Here is an 18807-nt window from a genome sequence, read left to right on the forward strand (position 1 = left end):
CGGTCCCGGGAAGGGATCTCCCAGGATGGTCCAAATGAATGTGATCATGGGAGAAACTTGGGCGAGTGACGCTTACCGCGCGAATCGCTCGCTCCCCCGGGACGCCCGCCGTTCTGGCCTTCGCGTTCGTGATGTGGGGGATCGGCGTCCCCTCGTTCTGGCGTGACGAGTCGGTCAGCGTCCTGGCGGCCAGGATGTCCTTCGACGAGCTGCGCGAGCTGCTCTCCCACATCGACACCGTCCACGCGCTGTACTACCTGCTGCTACGCCCCTTCGCCGCCCTCGGCGGGGAGGTCGCGGTCAGGCTGCCCTCCGCGCTCGCGGTCGCCGGGGCGGCGGCCGGGATCACGGCCCTGGGCCGCAGGCTCTCCGCCCCCGGCTCCTGGACCGGGACCTACGCGGGCCTGGCCTACGCGCTCATCCCCATGGTCAGCCGCTACGGCCAGGAGACACGCAGCTACGCCCTGGTCAGCGCGGTCGCGGTGGCCTCGACCCTGGTCCTGCTCGGCGAACGGCGCTCCCGCCACGCCGGTTACGGCCTGCTGGTCGCCCTGCTCGGCTGGTTCCACCTCTACGCGCTGCTCCTGCTGCCCGCGCACGCCCTCATCGTGCTCCGCCGCGGGCGCCGGGAGATCCTGCCCTGGCTCGCGGCGCTCGCCGGGGCGGCGGTGCTGCTGGTTCCCCTGGTCCTCATGGCCTCCGGGCAGCGGGACGAACAGCTCTTCTGGCTGAAGACGCCCGACCTGGCGGCCCTGGCGCAGCTCGGTGTGGAGATCTCCGGAGGACCCGTCTCCTGGCAGGACTCGGGCACCCCGCCGCTGTTCCTCGCCCTCCTGGGGCTGCTCGCCCTGCTCGGCGTCTGGTACGGCAGGGCGTCGCTCACGGAGGTCGCCCTGCCGTGGGCCCTCGTCCCGGTCGCGCTGTCCTACGCGATCTCCCAGGTGTACCCGGTCTACAACCCGCGCTACGTCATGTTCGTCCTGCCCGCCCTGGCGCTGCTGGCCGGGGCCGGTCTGGCGGGACTGCCCCGGCCGTTCTCCGGGCGGGCGCCGATCGGCCTGGCGGCCCTGGCCGCCCTCGCGGCGCTGTCCATGAGCGCCCAGCTGACCGTCAGGGGCCCCGCCAACCGCCCCGACGACCTGCGCACCCTGGCGGCCGAGCTCGGCGCCGCCGAACGCCCCGGCGACGCCGTGCTCTACGCGCCGGAACGCTTCTGGCTGTTCGTCTCCGTGTACGGCGGGCCGTACGGGAAGCTGGTGCCCTTCGACCCCGGCGCGGAGCGGGTGTGGCTGGTCTCCCGGCGGCTCCCGGGGACCGAGTGGCAGAGCGACCCCCGGCTGGCCGCCCTGAAGCGGGGCTTCACCAAGGCCGGGCCCACCCGGATATCCGGTGCGGTCCGTGTCACGCTCTACACCCGGCGGCTACCCTCGAACCATGAACGACCGCCGTCTGCTGCTCGTGCACGCCCATCCCGATGACGAGACGATCGGCACCGGCGCCACCATGGCGAAGTACGCCGCCGAGGGGGCCGGGGTGACCCTGGTGACCTGCACCCTCGGCGACGAGGGCGAGGTCATCCCGCCCGGCCTGGCCCATCTGACGTCCGACCGTGACGACGCCCTCGGCGGGCACCGGATCGGCGAGCTGGCCGCCGCCTGCGCGGCCCTCGGCGTCACCGACCACCGCTTCCTCGGCGGCCCGGGGCGCTGGCGCGACTCCGGCATGATGGGCGTGGCCTCGAACGACCACCCCGCCGCCTTCTGGCGGGCCGACCTGGACGAGGCGGCCGGAGAACTGGTCAAGGTCATCCGCGAGACGCGTCCCCAGGTCCTCGTCACCTACGACGAGAACGGCTTCTACGGCCACCCCGACCACATCCAGGCGCACCGCGTCTCGGCACGGGCCTTCGAACTGGCCGCGGACCCGGCGTTCGGCGAGGGCGAGCCGTGGCGGATCGCCAAGTTCTACGTCACCGCGGTGGCCAGGGCCACGATGCGCAGGACCGCCCAGGCGCTGGTCGAGGCCGGGACGCGCTTCCTCCCCGAGCGGGTCGAGGACCTGCCGTACGGCTGCGCCGACGAGGACGTCACCACCGAGATCGACGCCCGCGCGCACATCGAGGCCAAGTTCGCGGCGATGCGGGCGCACGCCACCCAGATCAGCGTCGAGGCCCCGTGGTACGCCCTGTCGAACGACGTCGGCCAGGAGGTGCTGGCGGTCGAGCACTACATCCTGCGCTCCGGCCTCCCCGGCTCCGGCGCTCCGGCGGCACCGGTCGAGGTCGGCGGCCTCGGCGAGCCGTACAAGCCGGAGGACGATCTCTTCGCCGGGATCGACTAGCCTCCATGGTTGTGATGGAGCAGGTCCCCACGGCCGAGCGGTCCTCGGGCAGGGCGGTCGCCGTGGCGGCGTACGCCGTCCTCTTCGTTCTCGGCCTTCTCATGGGCCTTCTGGGCGCCTTCCAGCATTCGTGGTACCTCAGGCCGACCACGGTCCCGATCTCCTCCTTCGGCTGCGTCCTGGCGCTGTTCGCCGTCTGCTACGGGGCCGGGCGGATGATGCGCGGCAAGCTGGCGGCCCTGGCCGCTGCGAGCGGCTGGCTGGTGATGACGATGATGTGGCTCTCCGGCAGGCAGGAGGGCGACGTGATCATCGCCGCCGACCTGTCGGGCTACGTCTACCTCTACGGGGGCATGATCGCCGCCCTGGTGGCCGTCCTGATCACCCCGACCTCACACGGCGGCTCCTGGCTGCTGACCCGCCACTGAGGATGTCCACGTTGGCGGTGACGATCGCGCCACCGCGTCGCAGCCGCCAGGCGTAACCTCGGACTCGCGAACGGTCACGAGGCAGACGATCTGGTCATCTCCCGTACCGGAGAGCCGTTGGCTCCCCGCGGCACGGCGGCGCACAATCCTGGTATGCGGCGGTTGCATCGCGTACGGCGCACGCTCAACTACCTCAACCTGTCCACCCCGCTCGGACTGTTGCTGGTACGGCTGGGCGGCGCCAGGAGGAGGGCGGGGCCGGACGGGCTGATCCTCGCCTACGGCTACCGCATCCCGTTCCCCGTCGCCGGGGCGTTCACCGTCGGCAACGTGGTGCTGACCAGGTCGCAGGAGGGGAGTCTGACCGAGTCCCTGGTCAGGCACGAGGGCAGGCACGCCTCGCAGTACATGTTCTGCGCGGGACTGCCGATGCTTCCGCTGTACGTCGTGGCGGTGGTCGTCTCGGTGCTCGTCTGCGGTGACCCCTCCTCGTGGAACGTCTTCGAACGCCTCGCGAACCTGGAGGACGGAAACTACATCCGTAAATCACCGTGGTGGTTCAGGACGCGGTTTTAGGATTTTGTGACGGCGGAGGAGGTTGGCGGCAAACCTTCGTCATTTGGCAGGGATCACGGTGGAGCCGGTGTCCGTCCGGCGGATAGTTTTGACGAAATTCCAGCCAGAACACGAAGGGGTGCCGTGGCCTGCTACCACCACTGTGGCTCCTCCGGCCGGGTTCTCATCCGTGTCGGGCGGACCTTCGACCGGCCCGGACACGACCGGTGCGTCAGGCCCGGGATGACCCTGCCCGGCATGCCGTACGACATCGAGTACGCCTGGGCGAAGGGTCCCCGCTGAACCGACTCCGTGGCGGTGGAGACCGAGGAACATCGGGACGACGCCGTTTTCCGGGGAGACGGTCGCCGGGTTGTTCCACGTCCGGTCCTCTGGGGTGTGATCGGTCGCAGATGATTCGGTGAACATCTCCGTCGGCATTGATTCGTTCGTCGATGAACGGCGTGGGACCGGACTCCGCGGTTCCCCGTGACGGAGCGGAAACACTGTGGTGATCCACAGTGGAGGGGCCGGGCCGCGTGCGCGGTCCGGCCCCTCCGGCATGGGCCCCGCGCGTGCCCGAGCGCCTCGCGAACCTGGAAGACGGGAACTGGACCCGTAAATCGCCCTGGCGGTTTCGGCTTAAGTCACCTTAATGGGAATAAATCACCTCATATAGGGATCATCGCCCGGACCGGTGGTTGCCAAGGGGGTCACCCATGTCTCAGACGATCCAGCCTGAGATCTCGCCGCGCGCACCGGAACGGGCGTGGCCACGTAGCTTCAGAGACCGGCTGACCTCTCCGTTGCCCGCCTTCCAGGAACTGCTCGCCGCCATGTGGCACGGCGGGTTCCGGCCGGAGACCGGGGACGCCGACCTGATCCCGGTGACCAGGAACGGGCTGCCCAGGCCGGTGGCGACCGAGACCGTGGTCACCTGGGTCGGGCACGCGACCTACGTCCTGCAGATGGGCGGCCTGACGATCCTCACCGACCCCGTCTGGGCCAGGCGCATCCCCGGGGGCAGGCCCAGGCTCACCCCGCCCGGCGTCGCCTGGACGGACCTGCCCAGGATCGACGCCGTGGTGATCAGCCACAACCACTACGACCATCTGGACGCCCCGACCGTACGGCGCCTGCCCAGGGACACCCCCGTCCTCGTCCCGGCCAGACTGAGGCCCTGGTTCACCCGGCGGGGCTTCACCGACGTCGTCGAACTCGACTGGTGGGAGAGCACCGAGATCGGCGAGGTGTCCTTCGACTTCGTCCCCGCCCACCACTGGAGCCGCAGGTCGATCAGCGACACCTGCAGGACGCTGTGGGGCGGCTGGGTCATCAGGACCGTGGACCAGACGGTCTACTTCGCCGGGGACAGCGGGTACGGCGAGCGCTTCGCCCAGATCGGGGAGCGCTATCCGGCGGGCGTCGACCTGGCCCTGATGCCGGTCGGCGCGTTCGAGCCCCGCTGGTTCATGAAGAACTCGCACGTCGATCCGGCGCAGGCCGTACAGGCGTGCGCGGACGTCGGGGCGCGGCGGATGGCGACGATGCACTGGGGCACCTTCCTGCTGTCCGGCGAGCCGCTGCTGGCCCCGGTCGAACAGGCCCGCGCGGCATGGGCCGCGGCGGGCAGAGACCGCGCCGACCTGTGGGACCTGGCCGTCGGCGAGTCCCGCGTCCTGCCGTGAGACGGGTCACGGCGTGAGGGTCAGGGTGTCGACGGCGGCCTTCCTGACGGACTCCTCGCGGGAGAGCATCGGCGTCGTCCCGCCGTCGGCCCACAGGGGCGCCTGGTCCCAGTAGTTGGCGTGGAAGGCGTGTCCCGAGGCGCCCGTCAGGTTGATCCATCGTGACCTGTCCAGGTCGGCGAGGTCGACGACCATCCGCATCGACGGCAGCCAGCTGACCTCGTACCCCTCCTGGACGTCCCAGCCCGCGGCGTCGACCGCGTCGTCGTTGCCCGGCACCGGGAACGGGCCACGGTTGAACAGCCGTTCGACCAGAGAGATCCCCGAGGAGCCGAAGGTCTGGCTGGTCAGGGTGAGCGTGTGCACCTCACCCCAGCGCCACGCCTTGACGTCCTCGCCCAGGAGCCGCCGCAGCTCGTCGTAGCCGAGCGCCATGGCCCGGCGCAGCATGTCGTCGCGGGTCTCCCGCTGCGGCGTCCGCGTGTCGTCCCAGAACGGGTCCTCCGGCCGGTCGAGCATGACGCGGACCACCTCGAACCACCGGTCGCCGCCGGTCGGCCAGGCCACCTCCGGCAGGTCGTCGTTGAAGGTCTCGATGAGCAGGTGCCGCCAGACGGCGTTGAAGTACGCCGCGGGGGCCGAGTCGACACCCTGCGAGCCGTCCCAGGAACGCAGCAGGTCGAGGGCGCGTGCCGGGTCCCCGGCCACCTTCAGGGCCGTCAGGCGGGGCACCAGGAAGGGCGCGAGGCCGTTGCCGGTGTCCTGCTGGACCGCGCCCATGGTCTCGACGTCCACCTTGCCCTTGGCGATCTCGGCCCCAAGGCGGTCGAGGATGCGCTGGGAGCGGTAGCCGTACGCCCAGTCCTTGGTCAGCATGTGCGGGTAGCGCCCGGGATCGACGACCGCGTTGTTCGCGGTCACGACGTAGCCCTCCGGCGGGTTGTAGGCGCTGGGCAGGTCCTGGAAGGGGATGGTCGACTGCCAGGAGTACTCGCCGGTCCAGCCGGGGACGGGCCAGGTGCCGTCGCCCCTGGTCCTGACGGGGATGCGGCCGGGTGCCTGGTAGCCGATGTTGCCGTCCACGTCGGCGTAGACCATGTTCTGCGAGGGAACCTCGAACTTGCTCGCCGCCGCCCTGAAACTCGGCCAGTCACGTGCCGTGTTGAGGTCGAAGATCGCGTCCGCGGTCCTGCCGGGTTCCAGCGCGGTCCACTTGAGGGCGACCGCGTCCGCCGGTTCCCTGAAGACCGCGGCCGCACCGGGCAGGGCGTCCTTCGCGTCGCCCATGACGTCGGAGATGATCGGCCCGTGCAGGGTCTCGCGCACCGTGAGCGTGACCGGATCGCCACCCGCGACCTCGATCTTCTCGGCCCTCGTGGTGAGCGGCCGCCACTCGCCCATGAACAGGTAGGAGTCGTCCCTCACCCGTTCGAGATACAGGTCGGCGACGTCGGGGCCGAGGTTGGTGAACCCCCAGGCGACCCGGTCGTTGTGCCCGATGATCACGCCGGGCAGCCCGGAGAAGGTGAACCCGGTGACGTCGAAGGAACACCGCTCACTCTTGGTACGGCAGTGCAGCCCGGCCTGGTACCAGATCGAGGGCATCCCCGGCGCCAGGTGCGGGTCGTTGGCCAGCAGCGGCTTGCCCGAGGCGGTGTGCGCGCCGCCGACGACCCAGGAGTTCGAGCCGATGCCGTTGCCCCCCTTGGGGTCGCCCATCAGGCTCGGTACCGCGGCGACGGTCGCGGCGGCCCCGGTCAGCGCCGTGGGGTCGGCGCTCTCCTCGGGGCCGGGCGAGGCGCCACGCGGCTCCTGGGCCTGGTCGAAGCCGTGGTCGGTGACCGAGCCCTTGGTGACGATCGGCCGGTGCGTGCCGAAGGGGTAGCCGGGCCAGAGCTGCTCGACCCGTTCACGGGGCAGCTTGCTCGCCGCCACCGCTCTGCCGATCTCGTCGGAGAGGTTGGAGCGCAGGTCCCAGGCCATGGCCTTGAGCCAGGCGACCGAGTCGACGGGGGTCCACGGCTCCGGCTGGTAGCCGGAGTTGGTGAGCCTGAGCAGGCCGTACTCCAGGCTCTTGCCGAGGGCGCCCTCGTGCTGCTCCATCCAGGAGTTGACGCCCCTGGCGTAGGCGTCGAGATAGCGGCGGGTCTGCTCGGAGAGCATCGGCAGCTCCCGCTCGGCGATCCGCCGCCAGCCCATGGTCCTGATGGCCTTGTCCTCGGGGAGCGTCGAGGGACCGAACATCTCGGACAGGCGTCCGGCCGTCACGTGCCTGCGGAAGTCCATCTCGAAGAACCGGTCCTGGGCGTGCACGTAGCCCTGGGCGAGGAACAGGTCCTCCGAGGAGTCCGCATAGATATGCGGCACCCCTGTTTTATCGCGATATACGGTGACTTTTCCGGTCAGGCCCTTCACCTTGAGGTCGCCCGACACCTGCGGGAACGACGCTCGTACGGCCAGCACCCCCGCTCCGGCCAGAGCCAGGCAGAGCACCACGAGGGTGGTCACCACCCGCGCGAGCCACATGAGCGGTCGGGGCATCCGGGCATATGGCCGGAACTTCACAAACACCTCCTAGGCGGCGTGCTCGAACAAGTTTGGCAGCTCTTCGCACGTCAGAACGCCGCTTCCACCTCCGCGACCCCCGGGGAACCGCGTGGCGGCCCCGTGTACAACAGGGGAAAACCCGCGGTGAGACGGGAAAAGACGGTGGAACGGCTCAAGGAGGACGGTGACAGCCGGTTATCGGCGACGACGATGGGTCACAGCGGTGTCTCCAGGACGACGGAGCGCGTGGCGAATCCGTTGCGCTGGTAGAAGCGGACCGCCCCCTCGTTGCCCGCGTAGGCCGTCACCCCGGCGTACTGCGCCCCGTTGCCCCCGGCCCACGTCCTGAACTCGGCGACCAGCCTGCTGCCGATCTTCTGCCCCCGGTAGGCGGGCTGCACGTAGATGCTGCCCAGCGTCGCGACCGCGACCGGCCGCATCGGGGTCGGCCCCGACAGCGAGCCGGTCATGTGGCCGACGACCCTGCCCCCGTCGTCGGCGACCATCACCAGGCGCGCCGGGTCGCCCAGCGCGGCGGCGAAGTGGACCGGGCCGTGCTCCTTCGGCCAGTTCACGTCGAGAGAGGGGTCACGCCTGCCGGCGTCCTCGGCGAAGAGGGCCGAACTGCACGCCACGACCCCGTCGAGGTCGGCGGCCGTGGCCGGCCGTACGACAACGCCATTGTCACTCATGATCGGGACGCTACCGGTCGCCACCGACAAACGGCTTTCAGGAGGGCCGCACCGACCAGTCCTGCCCCTCGGGTGTGTCACGGACGAGCACCCCGAGACCGGCCAGCTCCGCGCGGAGACGGTCGGCGGCGGCCCAGTCTCCGGCCTCCCGCGCCCTCGGGCGCCGCTGGAGCAGCTCGGCCGCGCCCGGCGGCAGGTTCTCGGAGCGGCCGATCCCGCAGGACAGGTCGAGGCCCAGGACACGGTCCAGATGCAGGAACGCCTCAAGCCTGGCGCCGGGCGCGACCGCCTCGTCGCGTTCGAGCCCGCGCAGCAGGCGCAGCGCCAGCGGTGTGTCGAGGTCGTCGTCGAAGGCGTCCTCGATCGCGGAGACCGGCCCCGAGGGCATCGGGCGGCTCGGCGCCTCCGCCCACCCGGCCACCCGCGAACGCCAGCGCCGCAGCGTGGCGTCGGCGACGCGCAGGGCCTGCCAGGTGAGGTCCAGCCGCCCGCGGTGGCGGTGTTCGAGCAGCGCCAGCCGTACGGCCAGCGGGTCGAGACCGGCCCGGGTGACCTCCCCGAGCGCCGGCGCCCCGCCCGCGCGTCCGTCCAGTTCGTGCCCGTCGAACAGCAGGTGACCGGAGTGGGCCCAGTGGGCGACCACCTCGTGCCCGGTGACCGCGTCCGACTGGGCGCGTTCGTTCTCGTGGTGCGGGAAGCACAGGTCGATCCCGCCCACGTGCAGATCGATCCGTTCGCCGAGAGAACGCAGGGCCATGGCCGAGCACCCGATGTGACGGCCGGGCACCCCCCGCCCCCACGGCGCCCGCCAGGCGGGTTCCTCCTCGGTGGGACGCCACAGCACCCAGTCGGCGGGATGCCGCTTGCGCGGGCCGGCCTCCCCGGCGCGGGGCCGCAGCCGCTCGAGGCGGTTGCCGGACAGCTCGCCGTAGGAGGGGAAGGAGGTGGCGTCGAAGAGGACGGACCCGTCGGAGGCCGGATAGGCGTGCCCCCGCTCGACCAGCCTGGCGATCATCTCGATCACCGGGCCGACGGTCTCGGAGACCTCGGGGGAGTGCTGGGGCGGATGGATGTTCAGCGCGAGAGCCTCGGCCTCGAACGCGTCACGCCGGCCACGCCCCTCGGCCCCGTGGCCCGCGGGAGGGCGGCCCAGGTCGGTGAGGCCCAGGCAGCGGACGACCCGGACGCCCCGCCGTTCCACCACCCGCCTGACCAGGTCGGCCAGCAGACCGGCGCGCAGGTCGCCCAGGCTCGTCACACGCCCGGCGGCCGGGCCACAGCCGTAGACGCGCATCGAACGGGCGCCCTGCGGGAGGACCGGTTCGACGCGGCGGTGCCGCGTGTCATACAGCCGTAGCATTCTTCGAGCCTACGGGAAGCCTCAGACGGCCCCCTCAAGAAGGACGAGAATGTCGCGATCGCCCCGGTCACGCAGCCGGGCGCCGACATCCTCCTTCGGAGAGCCGTCCGGCAGGCCGATGCGGGCGCCGATGAGACGTATGCCCTCGGCCTCCGAGGCGACGGGCGCGGTGTAGCCGATCAGGTGCAGGGCCCGGTTCAGTGGGGGCAGGGTCGCCGCCGCCGAGGGCAGGTAGCGGGTCAGCAGCTCACCCCCGTCGGAGACCGTGAGGAAGACGTGGTCGCCCTCCGCCGCGTTCGCGGCCACCAGGATGGGACGGATGGAGCCCATGGTCGGCTGGTTGTGCCAGCTGATCACCACGTCGCCGGACGGGGTCGAGGCGGTCAGCTGGCCTCCGGGGGCCATGCCCAGGTAGGCGGCGAACCCGGTGGGCAGCGGGGAGCCGGAACCGCGCAGGTGCTCGGCGTTGACGTCGACCCGGTGCCACCAGCGCCCGTCACGGCTGCGGAAGCACCGCCTGGTCGAGGAGACGTCCCTGCGGGGCTGGTAGTCCGACTGCTCCGAGCCCGCGACCCTGATCCAGCCGCGCTGGGTGCGCTCGAACCCGGGGCCGCCCGCGTAGGCGCGCACCGAGCTCTCACTCACGTCGTAGCGCGAGGTCAGGTTCGTCACGATGGTGTTGACCGAGGCCTCTCCGTTGGCCCGCTCGATCTCCCTGGCGATCATCTCCCGGATGCCGAGATACTCCTCGCCGCCCCACCTGGCCAGGCCGTACTTGTTGCGGTCGAGGCGCAGGAAGCGGTCGTCGGCGGTCAGCTGGTTGCGGATGCCGACCAGGCTGTAGTCCTCGCCGATGCGCTCCTGGATCTCCTCCGGCGTCAGCGCGGTGCCCGCGACCGCGAGCACCGCCTCGGCCTTGTCGTTGACGCTGCGCGGCCAGGGCACCACGTGCCCGTCGAGCACCCGCAACTGGGGTACGGCGATGAGCCAGCGTTCGGCCACGTCCTCGCGGATGCCGAGCTGGCTGACCAGCGAGACGGCCTCCTCAAGGGGGCGCGGCCCGTCGGTGAACAGCTGCCTGGTCTTCTCCCGCAGCTCGTCGGCGCCGCCCGCGACGAGCCAGCCGTCCACCTGGTCGTAGCCGGTGAGCAGGGTCCGCACGAACCGCCAGGACGGGATGCCCAGCGTGGCCAGGTCGCTGCGGTGCCACGGGACGGCGGCGGCCAGGTCGTCGGCGGGGACCGCGGAGCCGAGCCTGCCGCGCAGCCAGGAGACGTGCCCGACCAGCGGGGCGGCGTCCTCGCTCGTCAGCCAGGCCTCGACGTGGTCGCGCAGGTCGCGTTCGATCTGCCTGATGCGCTCCCTGGTCACGGAGAAACGCTGGGCCAGGTCGTCCAGCGTGGCCCGCTGCGAGGCGTAGAGGCGGTCCCTGGCGATGGCCCGCTGCCGCTCGTCCAGGGTCGCGAAGACCTCGTCGATCAGCTCGGGCAGCGGCCGGTCAGGGCGGGTGGGACGGGTCTGGCCGACGCTCTCCTCGGTGACGGGCTCCAGGAGGCGTTCGATGACCCCGGTGAACATCCGGTGCACCACCTCGCGTCCCAGGCCCTCCGGCGTGCTGACGCTCGAAGCCGGGTCGGAGAACCTGAGCAGGGGCAGGACGTCGCCGAGCATCAGGTGGCCCCAGCACGTCAGGGCGAGGTCGGCCAGGCGTCCGGCGACCTCGGACGTCCCGATGGTCGAGCAGGCCCGGTCGAGCGGGAGCGCCTGCCACCACGCCTCGGGAAGACGGGGGTCGGTTGCGATCGGCGCTACCTGGCCGGGAGAGGTCCAGCGCAGGGGGGGCGCGATGTCGCTCAGGCTGAGGTTCATTGAGGTCCAACCGGCAAAGGGGAATATATCCGCAGTTCAGAGTATGTCGTTAGGTCGGGAGAAAGGGGCTTGCTCGTCCGGAGTGGGACACGTAAAGAAGCTCCCTGGCTCGGGTACACGCGACATAGAGCAGGCCACGCTCCCGTTGGAGGTCGTGCGCCCGCGCGGTCGGGTCCTCCTCGGCCGGGGTGAGGGAGTCGGGAGCGGGCACGACACCGTCGGCGACTCCGATCACGGCGACCCGGCGGAACTCCAGGCCCTTCATGCCGTGCAACGTCGTCACCCTCACCCCCACCTCGCGCAGGGCGTCACGGGCGTCGCGCACGAGGCCCGCCGTCCTGGCGGCCACCCCGATCTCCTGGGGTGGCACGCCCTCCTGGACCCACTGTCCCACCTGTGTGGCCAGACCGGTCAGCTCTTCCTCCGGTGAATCGTAGGCACGGACCATCGGACGTGCCCCGTTCCGCGTCGCGCGGAAGCCGTACAGCTCCTGCACTCCGTCGACCAGGCCGTCCGCGGGGCCGCCGCCGCGCAACCGCACGCCCCAGGTGAGGATCTCCTGTGGAAGCCGGTACGACACCTGCAGACGCCGTCTGATCGCGTCGATTCCCACCGAACCGAGTGTCACCCGGGTGTCGAAGATCCGTTGGTGCGGGTCTCCCACGATGAACAGGTCGTCCCGCCCGTACGGCACCGCCGCCCGCAGCAGCCGCCACTGCGCCGGATGCAGGTCCTGCGCCTCGTCGACCACGATGTGCCGGTACGGCTCCCGCCGCGGCGCGCTGTCGGCCAGCAGGTCCCCGGTCGTACGGCCGAGCAGCTGACAGGCGTCGCCCGCGAGCTGGAGCAGGGTGCGCTTGCCGCGCTCCCTGAGCCGCAGGGTGACGTGCTCGACGGCCCGCCACACCTCGGTCCGCTCCTCGGCGGAGAGCCCGACGCCACGGCCCGACCTGGGGGCGTCGAGATACTCCTGCAGAGTCTTGAGGTTCTGCGCCAGCACGACCTGTTCCCACTCGCGCAGCAGGAAGGCCGGGCTGTGGCCGGTGTCGGTCTCCAGCCAGAGCGCGTTCACCTCGGCGGCCCCGGCCAGCGCGGGCGCCCGTCCCTCGGCCTCGGCGACGATGCGGTGGGCCAGCCGGTCCACGTTGCCGACCTCGATCCGCTTACGGGTCACCTCGTCCTCGATCAGCAGGTCGAGACGGGAGGCGAGGTCGGCGCTCAGCCGCTGGGAGAAGGTGACCAGCAGGATCTGACCCGCGCCACGCCTGGCCAGGAAGGCCGACCGGTGCAGGGCCAGCAGGGTCTTGCCCGTCCCGGCCCCGCCGGTGACCAGGGTCGGCTGCTCGTGGGTCTCCCAGCGGGCCAGGCGGTGCAGCGTCGGCTGGAGGAACACGCACCAGGCGGGCGCGTCGAGGACGTGGTTCAGCTCACGCGGGCTGCCCACGAAGATCGCACGGTCGGGGCTGCGCAGCAGCGCGGCGGTCAGGTCGTCGGGGTCGATCGGCCCGGAGGGGGGCGCGGTCGCCCGGCAGGTCTCAAGCTCCCGCCAGGCCCCGGCCATCGACTCACCCCTGGCCAGCGCGGCCAGCGGGGCGTACTGCGTGGCGGGCAGCAGGGGTTCGAGCGCCTCCAGGGTCAGCTCGTCGGTGATCTGCCTGACGAGGCCGAGCAGCCCGCGTTCGACGCCGAGCTCGGCCATGTCGGTGTCGCAGGTGTCGGCGAACAGCCGGACCGAGGTCGCCCCGGCCGCCCTGAGCACGGCGGGCTCGATCCGTTCGAGCGCCTCGGCGTCCCACATCTCGACCACGCCGAGCGCGGTGTTGACGCTGAAGCGGTGGCGTCTCGCGTAGGCCCAGGCCTCCGTCTCCGGCAGGACGGTCAGCAGCCAGTGGACGTCCCGGTGCCTGACCATGACGCCGCGATGGCCCTCGGCCAGCCTGAGGGTGACGACCCTGGGGTCCCTGGCCCCCCTGACCCGTTCCGGGTGCGGAGCCCCCGCCACGTTCTGCATGAAGCGGCGTACCGCGACGACGGCGTCCCGGCGCGCGGGCTGGGCCAGCGCGCCGAGTTCGGCGGGGAAGTCCGGGGAGATCGCGAGTCGGGGCATGGGCTAGGCCAGCAGGGACAACAGGTCGCGGTCCCCACGCTCTCTCAACCGGGCGAGCAGGTCCGGCAGGCCGACCTGCCCGGTCATGCCGACCCGGGTGGCGATGACCCTGGCCGCCTGCTCCGCCGTACCGCCGGGTGCCGTGTAGCCGACCAGCCGCAGCGCCCGCGCGACCGGCTCCGTGTCACCGCCCGCCGCGGGCAGGTGCCTGGCCCGCAGGACCCCCTCGTCGGACAGCGTCACGAACAGGTGGCCGCCGGGCTTGGCCCCCGCGTCCTCAAGGAGTGTCCTGAGCGATTCGAGGACGGGACGCTCCTGCCAGCTCAGGCCCAGCTCGCCGACCGCGCTCTGCACCCTGCGGGCGCTCCCCGGCGACAGGCCGAGATAGGCGGCGAACCCGCTGGGCAGAGGACACTCGACGCCCTGGAGGTGCTCGGCGGTGACGTCGATCCTGAGCCACCAGCGGCCGTCGGGCTGCCTGAAGCAGCGCCGGGTCAGCGAGACGTCCTTCAGCGGGCGGAACGGGCCCTCCCTGCGCTCCTCGTCCTCCTGGACGGGTTGCTCCTGCCGCGGAGGCGGGGATCCCTGCTGTGGGGGCCCCTGCTGCGCAGGACGCTGCCCGGCGCCGAGGATGCGCAGCTGCGGGACGCCCGCGAGCCAATCCTTGGCCACCTCGTGGTGGATGCCCAGGGAGGCGACCAGGTCGAGGGCCTTGGACATGGTCAGCGGGGGCTTGGCGCCGCTGATCACGTCGCGGGTGAGGTGACGCAGCTCGGTGATGTCCCCCTCGACGAGCCAGTCCTCGGCCAGCCGGTGGTGGGGCAGGGTGGCCAGCACGAACTGCCAGGCGGGCACGTCCAGCGAGCGCAGCTCACGGGCGTGCCAGGGCGCGACCGTGGCCAGACGGGCCTTGGGCGCGGCCTTGCCGAGCGCCCTGCCGACCTCCGCCAGATGCTCCCGGTACGGCTCCGCCTCCGCTGAGGCGAGCCACTCGCCGAGCCGGTGCCGCAGGGCGGCCTCGACCTCGTCGATGACCTCGGGCGGCACCGCGAAGAGCTTGGACAGGGCCTCGACGGCCGCGGGCGCGTCGGTGAACACCCTGTTCTGCGCGACGGCCCAGCTCCTGTCGTCGAGGTCGGCGAAGGCGCCGTCGAGCAGCGCGTACAGGTCGTCCGGCTGAGGGGCCCGCTCGGCGACGGGCTCAACGGGCTCGGCGGGCTCAACAGGCTCGGCGGATTCAACGGGCTCCGGTTCCGGCTCCCGCAGGGCCTCCGGTTCCGGTGCGGCCTCAGGCTCGGGCTGAGGTTCCGGTTCGGGCTTCGGCTCGGGTCCGGTCTCCGGGCTCACGGCGGTCATCGGCTCGAAGAGCCCGCGCTCGGGAGTGGAACCCACCTGGGGCGGCGGCTTGGGGAGCGTGGACCCGGGGGTCCTCTTCGGCCGTACGGGAAGGGGGATCGGCTTGGGCTCGGGCGGGGCCGGGGGAGCGGCAGGGGAGACGGCCAACGGGACGTCCGGGGGAGCCGGAGCCTCCACGGGCTCCTCCCCGGCCTTGTCCGTGGCCCTCTCCGCGTCCTCCTTCTCGGCCTCGGAAGCCTCAGGCATGCCCTCGGACACGGCCTCAGGCGTGGCTTCGGGCGTGGTTTCGGGTACGGCCTCGGCGTCGTCCTGCGGGGCCTCCTGGGGGGCTTCCTGAGGAGCCTCAGGGGCGTCCTGTGGCGCGGCCTCCTCCCCGGAGTCCTCGGAGCCCCCGGAATCCTCGGAGCCCCCGATGCCCCCGGCATCCTCGATGCCCTCGGCGCTCGCGACGTCCTCGGTCTTCCCGGTACCTTCGGCGCTCGCGGCGTCCTGGGCGGCCTCGGTGGCCTTGGCGTCCTTGACGTTTCCGGCGGCCTCGGCGTTCTCCGCGACGTCCTCGACGGTCCCACCGGTACGGGCGGGTACGTCGGTCCCGGTACGGGCGGGTGTGACGCCGGGGGCGGCCAGACGGGCGAAGACCGCGCCGAACAGCGCGTTCAGCACGGGGAGCGGCTGAATGAAGGGCTGTTCGCGCAGCTCGTGACCGGTCAGGGCCAGCAGCCCCGCCCACGAGCCCGCGCGGTCGAGGGCGATGGCCGTACAGGGTTCGTCGGCGTCCTCGGGGTCCAGGACGTACAGGGCGGGCAACACGTCGCCGACGGCGGCGGCGGGCCAGTGCTCCAGGGTGATCCCGGCGAGGATCCCGGCTAACCGCTCGGGGCCGAGCAGGGCCAGCACCCGGGAGACGGGCAGGCTGCGCCACCACGCGCCGGGCAGTTCAGACTGGTCGCGCAAGAGTGGAATCGTGGCCGCGTCGCTCCAGCGGAGCGGCGGCACGAGGTCACTCAGACAGAAGTTCATCCGTTCCCTTCACCAGCCCCTCAAGCCGCCCGAGTCACTCCTCGTCGCCGGGGAACGAGACTCATGGAACAGACCATAGTCTGGCAAATCGCCCCAGCGCATCGGGTCTGGTCAGCGTCGTACGGCCGCGAAGCGGAGCCGCACGTAGTCGGCCATCCAACCGGTCTCCCGCCGCAGGGCGGGAGCGGCCAGTTCGTTCACCCGAAGCAGCAGGGATTCGACCAGCTCCACCGGCTTTCCCTGGATCAGGGAACCGGCGAACGTTCGCACCCAGTCGGCGGCTCCCCCCGGGCACTCGTCGAGCGGGGTCGGCCGGTCGAAGTACTCAAGCAGGCGGAGGGTGAAACCGCCCTTCTCCAGCCGTGTGGCGTATTCGGCCGGACTGGGGAAGTACCACGGAAGATCGGGTTCGGGGAGCCCGTGTTCCCGCCAGGCGGTGGACAGCGCCGCCGTCAGCGCGGCGCAGTTGCCGGCGCCGCCCATCTCCGCGACGAACCGCCCGCCCGGCGTCAGCGCCTGCCACACGTTGGAGATCACCGTGTCGGGCTCCCGCCCCATCCAGTGCAGGGCCGCGTTGGAGAAGACCGCGTTGTACGGCTCCGCGACCGTGAAGTCGCGCCCGTCCCCCACGATGAACTCAAGCCCGGGATGCAGGGAGAGCGCCTTCTCGATCATCGCGGAGGAGCCGTCGATGCCGAGCACCCGTGCCCCCCGTGAGCTGATCTCGGCGGTCAGCAGCCCGGTGCCGCAGCCGAGGTCGAGGACACGCTCCCCCGGCTGGGGGTCGAGCAGGTCGACCAGGGGCGCGCCGTGGGCCGAGACGTATCCGAAGCTGCTGTCGTAGGCGCGAGCGTTCCACCTCATCTGACTCGGGGTGTCGTATCGCAAGACGATCAGCTCACATTCCGAGACGCCACGGCCTCTTATCGGTCCTCCCCAGACACTTTAGAGCCTCAAAGATGTCCCGACATATCAGTCGCATCAGCCTCCGGCTTAACCGACCCTCTCCCCCCACTCCTTCTTGAGGTAGGTCTTGGCCGTGTCGGTCTCGGGGATCGTCAGGATCACCGGCTTCGCGCCGGTCACCGGGAGTCTGGCGGCGGCCTCGGTGTCCAGGGTGCCACGCATCTGCAGGGCCTCCATTCTGACAGGTCTGGCGTACCCCTTGAGGAAGAGGTTCTGACCCCGGTCGGAGAAGAGGAACTCCTGCCAGAGGCGGGCCGCCGCCGGGTGCGGGGCGTCCTTGTTGACGGCCTGGACGTAGTAGGCGCTGAGCACGCTGTCGCCGGGGATGGCGACCTTCCAGCCGTTCGCCTCGTGGGCCGCCCGCTCGGCGTTGTGGTAGTCCCAGTCGACCACCACGGTGGCCGCCCGCTCGTTCGCCGCGAGGTTGCCCGCCTTCTTCAGGCGGCCGAAGAAGGCGACTCCCCTGGCGGCCTCGGCCTTGCCCGCGCTGAGCGAGGCGGCCATCACCCCGTTGAAGGCGGCGGCCGTCTGCCGGGGGTCGCCGGGCAGCGAGACGCTGTAGCCGGGCTTGAGCAGGTCCTGGTAGGAGGCGGGCGTCGCGACCTTGCGCGGGTCGTAACCGATGGACATGTAGCCGCCGTATCCGGCGTACCAGCGCCCGCCGTAGTCCTTCAGGTTGTCGGGCACGTCCGGCCACTGCTGCACCCGGTAGGGGGCGAACATCGGGGCGTTGGCGACCGCGACCTCCAGGCTCAGGTCGAACACGTCCGGCTTGAGCTGCGCGGCGGCCTCGATCTCCCGGCGGCTGCTGGCCGCGGGCTCCACCTGGTTGACCTTGATTCCGTACTCGTCGGAGAAGGTGTCGATGATCTCGCCGTAGTTCACCCAGTCACGCGGCAGCCCGATGACGGTGAGCGAACCCTCTTTCCTGGCGGCCTCGACGAGGCGGTCCATCGTCGAGAAGCCGTCCTTCAGGGAGGCGGCCTGTGGCTTGATCGGCGGGAGCTTCCCGTCGTCCTGTGCCTGTGTGCCGCCGCATCCGGCGGTCGTGGCGATGAGGAGCATGGCGGCGGCGCTGATGCGTACGGTCACTCATCGAATACTCTCGGTGATCGCGCGGTGGGTCGAGGAGGCGCGGCCTTTTTTGGGAAACGACTGGGGAACGACTTACGTCCGGCCGGGCCGTCCGCCCTGGACGACCTTCGCCGCGACGAGTTCGGAACGGCGGATCTCAACGAGCGTGCCGTCGCGTTTGCGCACCCCGAGAAGATCGTCACGCCAGAACTCAAGTTCGCCGACGGCGTCACGGAAGCCCTCGGGAACACGACGCCGGGTAGTTACCCTTTTGCCCACGTCGGAAGGGGTTAGGGTGATTTTGAGGGCAGCGCTGATACCGAGGATCATCGTCTTTTGCCCCCTCCCGTTTCAGACATCTGGTGGGCACGGCAATACTAGGGCGTAGCAACCCGCGGTCGAAGTCGTGCCTAGGTGCGGATAAAAGAAGGAGCCCGAGGTGACCTACGTCATCGCGCAGCCTTGCGTGGACGTCCTGGACAAGGCGTGCATCGAGGAATGCCCCGTCGATTGCATCTACGAGGGCGAGCGCATGCTTTACATCCACCCCGACGAGTGCGTGGACTGCGGCGCGTGCGAACCCGTCTGCCCGGTTGAGGCGATCTTCTACGAGGACGACCTTCCCGACCAGTGGAAGGACTTCTACAAGGCCAACGTCGAGTTCTTCGACGACCTGGGCTCCCCGGGTGGCGCCTCCAAGATCGGTAAGATCGCCAAGGACCACTCCGTCGTCTCGGCGCTGCCCCCGCAGGCCGAGGAGCACTAGAAAACATCCCCGCGGGCGGGGGGCGACGCCGTCCGCCCG

16 protein-coding genes are annotated in these 18807 nt (G+C 71.1%); 7 read left to right on the plus strand and 9 right to left on the minus strand.

The window, feature by feature from the left end:
• The first annotated feature begins 65 nt into the window (after window positions 1-65).
• The 6 genes from ACFOYY_RS37900 to ACFOYY_RS37925 all read left to right on the plus strand — a co-directional run bounded on the left by ACFOYY_RS37900 (window position 66) and on the right by ACFOYY_RS37925 (window position 5011).
• A complete protein-coding gene (locus ACFOYY_RS37900) occupies window positions 66-1478 on the plus strand; it encodes a hypothetical protein (protein ID WP_386196080.1) in 1413 nt (470 codons plus the stop codon).
• Window positions 1435-2340, plus strand: a complete 906-nt coding sequence (gene mshB / locus ACFOYY_RS37905; RefSeq protein ID WP_386196082.1) for an N-acetyl-1-D-myo-inositol-2-amino-2-deoxy-alpha-D-glucopyranoside deacetylase — start codon at window positions 1435-1437, stop codon at window positions 2338-2340. Before ACFOYY_RS37900 ends, mshB begins: the two co-directional genes overlap by 44 nt.
• Window positions 2341-2345: 5 nt before the next feature.
• A complete protein-coding gene (locus ACFOYY_RS37910) occupies window positions 2346-2768 on the plus strand; it encodes a DUF6113 family protein (protein ID WP_352013732.1) in 423 nt (140 codons plus the stop codon).
• A 153-nt stretch (window positions 2769-2921) separates the two neighbouring features.
• Window positions 2922-3344 (plus strand): hypothetical protein, encoded by a 423-nt coding sequence (locus ACFOYY_RS37915; RefSeq protein ID WP_352013731.1) that lies wholly within the window; start codon window positions 2922-2924, stop codon window positions 3342-3344.
• 123 nt (window positions 3345-3467) lie between these two features.
• Window positions 3468-3626 carry a DUF6355 family natural product biosynthesis protein gene (locus tag ACFOYY_RS37920; protein ID WP_386196085.1) on the plus strand — a complete coding sequence of 53 codons (159 nt, stop codon included), beginning with the start codon at window positions 3468-3470 and terminating at the stop codon, window positions 3624-3626.
• A 416-nt stretch (window positions 3627-4042) separates the two neighbouring features.
• The gene (locus tag ACFOYY_RS37925; protein ID WP_352016525.1) at window positions 4043-5011 is read left to right on the plus strand and encodes an MBL fold metallo-hydrolase; all 969 of its coding nucleotides are present in this window, start codon (window positions 4043-4045) and stop codon (window positions 5009-5011) included.
• 6 nt (window positions 5012-5017) lie between these two features.
• Here the strand turns inward: ACFOYY_RS37925 and ACFOYY_RS37930 are convergent, their stop codons facing one another.
• The 9 genes from ACFOYY_RS37930 to ACFOYY_RS37970 all read right to left on the minus strand — a co-directional run bounded on the left by ACFOYY_RS37930 (window position 5018) and on the right by ACFOYY_RS37970 (window position 18281).
• Complete coding sequence (locus ACFOYY_RS37930) at window positions 5018-7552, minus strand: penicillin acylase family protein (RefSeq protein ID WP_352016526.1); 2535 nt, start codon at window positions 7550-7552, stop codon at window positions 5018-5020.
• A 221-nt stretch (window positions 7553-7773) separates the two neighbouring features.
• Entirely contained in the window at window positions 7774-8250 is a 477-nt protein-coding gene (locus ACFOYY_RS37935; RefSeq protein WP_352016527.1) for a GNAT family N-acetyltransferase, read from the minus strand.
• Window positions 8251-8287: 37 nt separating this feature from the next.
• Complete coding sequence (locus ACFOYY_RS37940) at window positions 8288-9610, minus strand: CysS/YqeB C-terminal domain-containing protein (RefSeq protein WP_386196088.1); 1323 nt, start codon at window positions 9608-9610, stop codon at window positions 8288-8290.
• A 21-nt stretch (window positions 9611-9631) separates the two neighbouring features.
• A complete protein-coding gene (locus ACFOYY_RS37945) occupies window positions 9632-11479 on the minus strand; it encodes a sigma factor-like helix-turn-helix DNA-binding protein (protein ID WP_352016529.1) in 1848 nt (615 codons plus the stop codon).
• A 49-nt stretch (window positions 11480-11528) separates the two neighbouring features.
• Window positions 11529-13586, minus strand: coding sequence for a UvrD-helicase domain-containing protein (locus ACFOYY_RS37950; protein ID WP_352016530.1), 2058 nt, complete (start codon window positions 13584-13586; stop codon window positions 11529-11531).
• A gap of 3 nt (window positions 13587-13589) precedes the next feature.
• Window positions 13590-15896: a hypothetical protein gene (locus tag ACFOYY_RS37955; RefSeq protein ID WP_386196091.1), complete on the minus strand. Its 2307-nt coding sequence runs from the start codon at window positions 15894-15896 to the stop codon at window positions 13590-13592.
• A gap of 177 nt (window positions 15897-16073) precedes the next feature.
• Window positions 16074-16826, minus strand: coding sequence for a class I SAM-dependent methyltransferase (locus tag ACFOYY_RS37960; protein WP_352016532.1), 753 nt, complete (start codon window positions 16824-16826; stop codon window positions 16074-16076).
• A 129-nt stretch (window positions 16827-16955) separates the two neighbouring features.
• Window positions 16956-18020 (minus strand): ABC transporter substrate-binding protein, encoded by a 1065-nt coding sequence (locus ACFOYY_RS37965; protein WP_352016533.1) that lies wholly within the window; start codon window positions 18018-18020, stop codon window positions 16956-16958.
• Between the two features lie 75 nt (window positions 18021-18095).
• Window positions 18096-18281 carry a putative acetyltransferase gene (locus tag ACFOYY_RS37970; RefSeq protein WP_362776525.1) on the minus strand — a complete coding sequence of 62 codons (186 nt, stop codon included), beginning with the start codon at window positions 18279-18281 and terminating at the stop codon, window positions 18096-18098.
• A gap of 160 nt (window positions 18282-18441) precedes the next feature.
• Between ACFOYY_RS37970 and fdxA the strand changes: the two genes are divergently transcribed.
• Window positions 18442-18768, plus strand: coding sequence for a ferredoxin (fdxA, locus tag ACFOYY_RS37975; RefSeq protein WP_352016535.1), 327 nt, complete (start codon window positions 18442-18444; stop codon window positions 18766-18768).
• Window positions 18769-18807 lie beyond the last annotated feature (39 nt).

This window comes from Streptosporangium jomthongense (assembly GCF_042650425.1).
In the GTDB taxonomy this organism is placed as follows: Bacteria; Actinomycetota; Actinomycetes; order Streptosporangiales; family Streptosporangiaceae; genus Streptosporangium.

Excerpts from the sequence above, each read along its gene's own strand:
- mshB (WP_386196082.1), top strand. The coding sequence starts at position 1,435 with ATGAACGACCGCCGTCTGCTGCTCGTGCACGCCCATCCCGATGACGAG.
- ACFOYY_RS37910 (WP_352013732.1), top strand. The coding sequence starts at position 2,346 with ATGGTTGTGATGGAGCAGGTCCCCACGGCCGAGCGGTCCTCGGGCAGG.
- ACFOYY_RS37915 (WP_352013731.1), top strand. The coding sequence starts at position 2,922 with ATGCGGCGGTTGCATCGCGTACGGCGCACGCTCAACTACCTCAACCTG.
- ACFOYY_RS37925 (WP_352016525.1), top strand. The coding sequence starts at position 4,043 with ATGTCTCAGACGATCCAGCCTGAGATCTCGCCGCGCGCACCGGAACGG.
- ACFOYY_RS37930 (WP_352016526.1), bottom strand. The coding sequence starts at position 7,552 with ATGCCCCGACCGCTCATGTGGCTCGCGCGGGTGGTGACCACCCTCGTG.
- ACFOYY_RS37935 (WP_352016527.1), bottom strand. The coding sequence starts at position 8,250 with ATGAGTGACAATGGCGTTGTCGTACGGCCGGCCACGGCCGCCGACCTC.
- ACFOYY_RS37940 (WP_386196088.1), bottom strand. The coding sequence starts at position 9,610 with ATGCTACGGCTGTATGACACGCGGCACCGCCGCGTCGAACCGGTCCTC.
- ACFOYY_RS37945 (WP_352016529.1), bottom strand. The coding sequence starts at position 11,479 with ATGAACCTCAGCCTGAGCGACATCGCGCCCCCCCTGCGCTGGACCTCT.
- ACFOYY_RS37950 (WP_352016530.1), bottom strand. The coding sequence starts at position 13,586 with ATGCCCCGACTCGCGATCTCCCCGGACTTCCCCGCCGAACTCGGCGCG.
- ACFOYY_RS37960 (WP_352016532.1), bottom strand. The coding sequence starts at position 16,826 with ATGAGGTGGAACGCTCGCGCCTACGACAGCAGCTTCGGATACGTCTCG.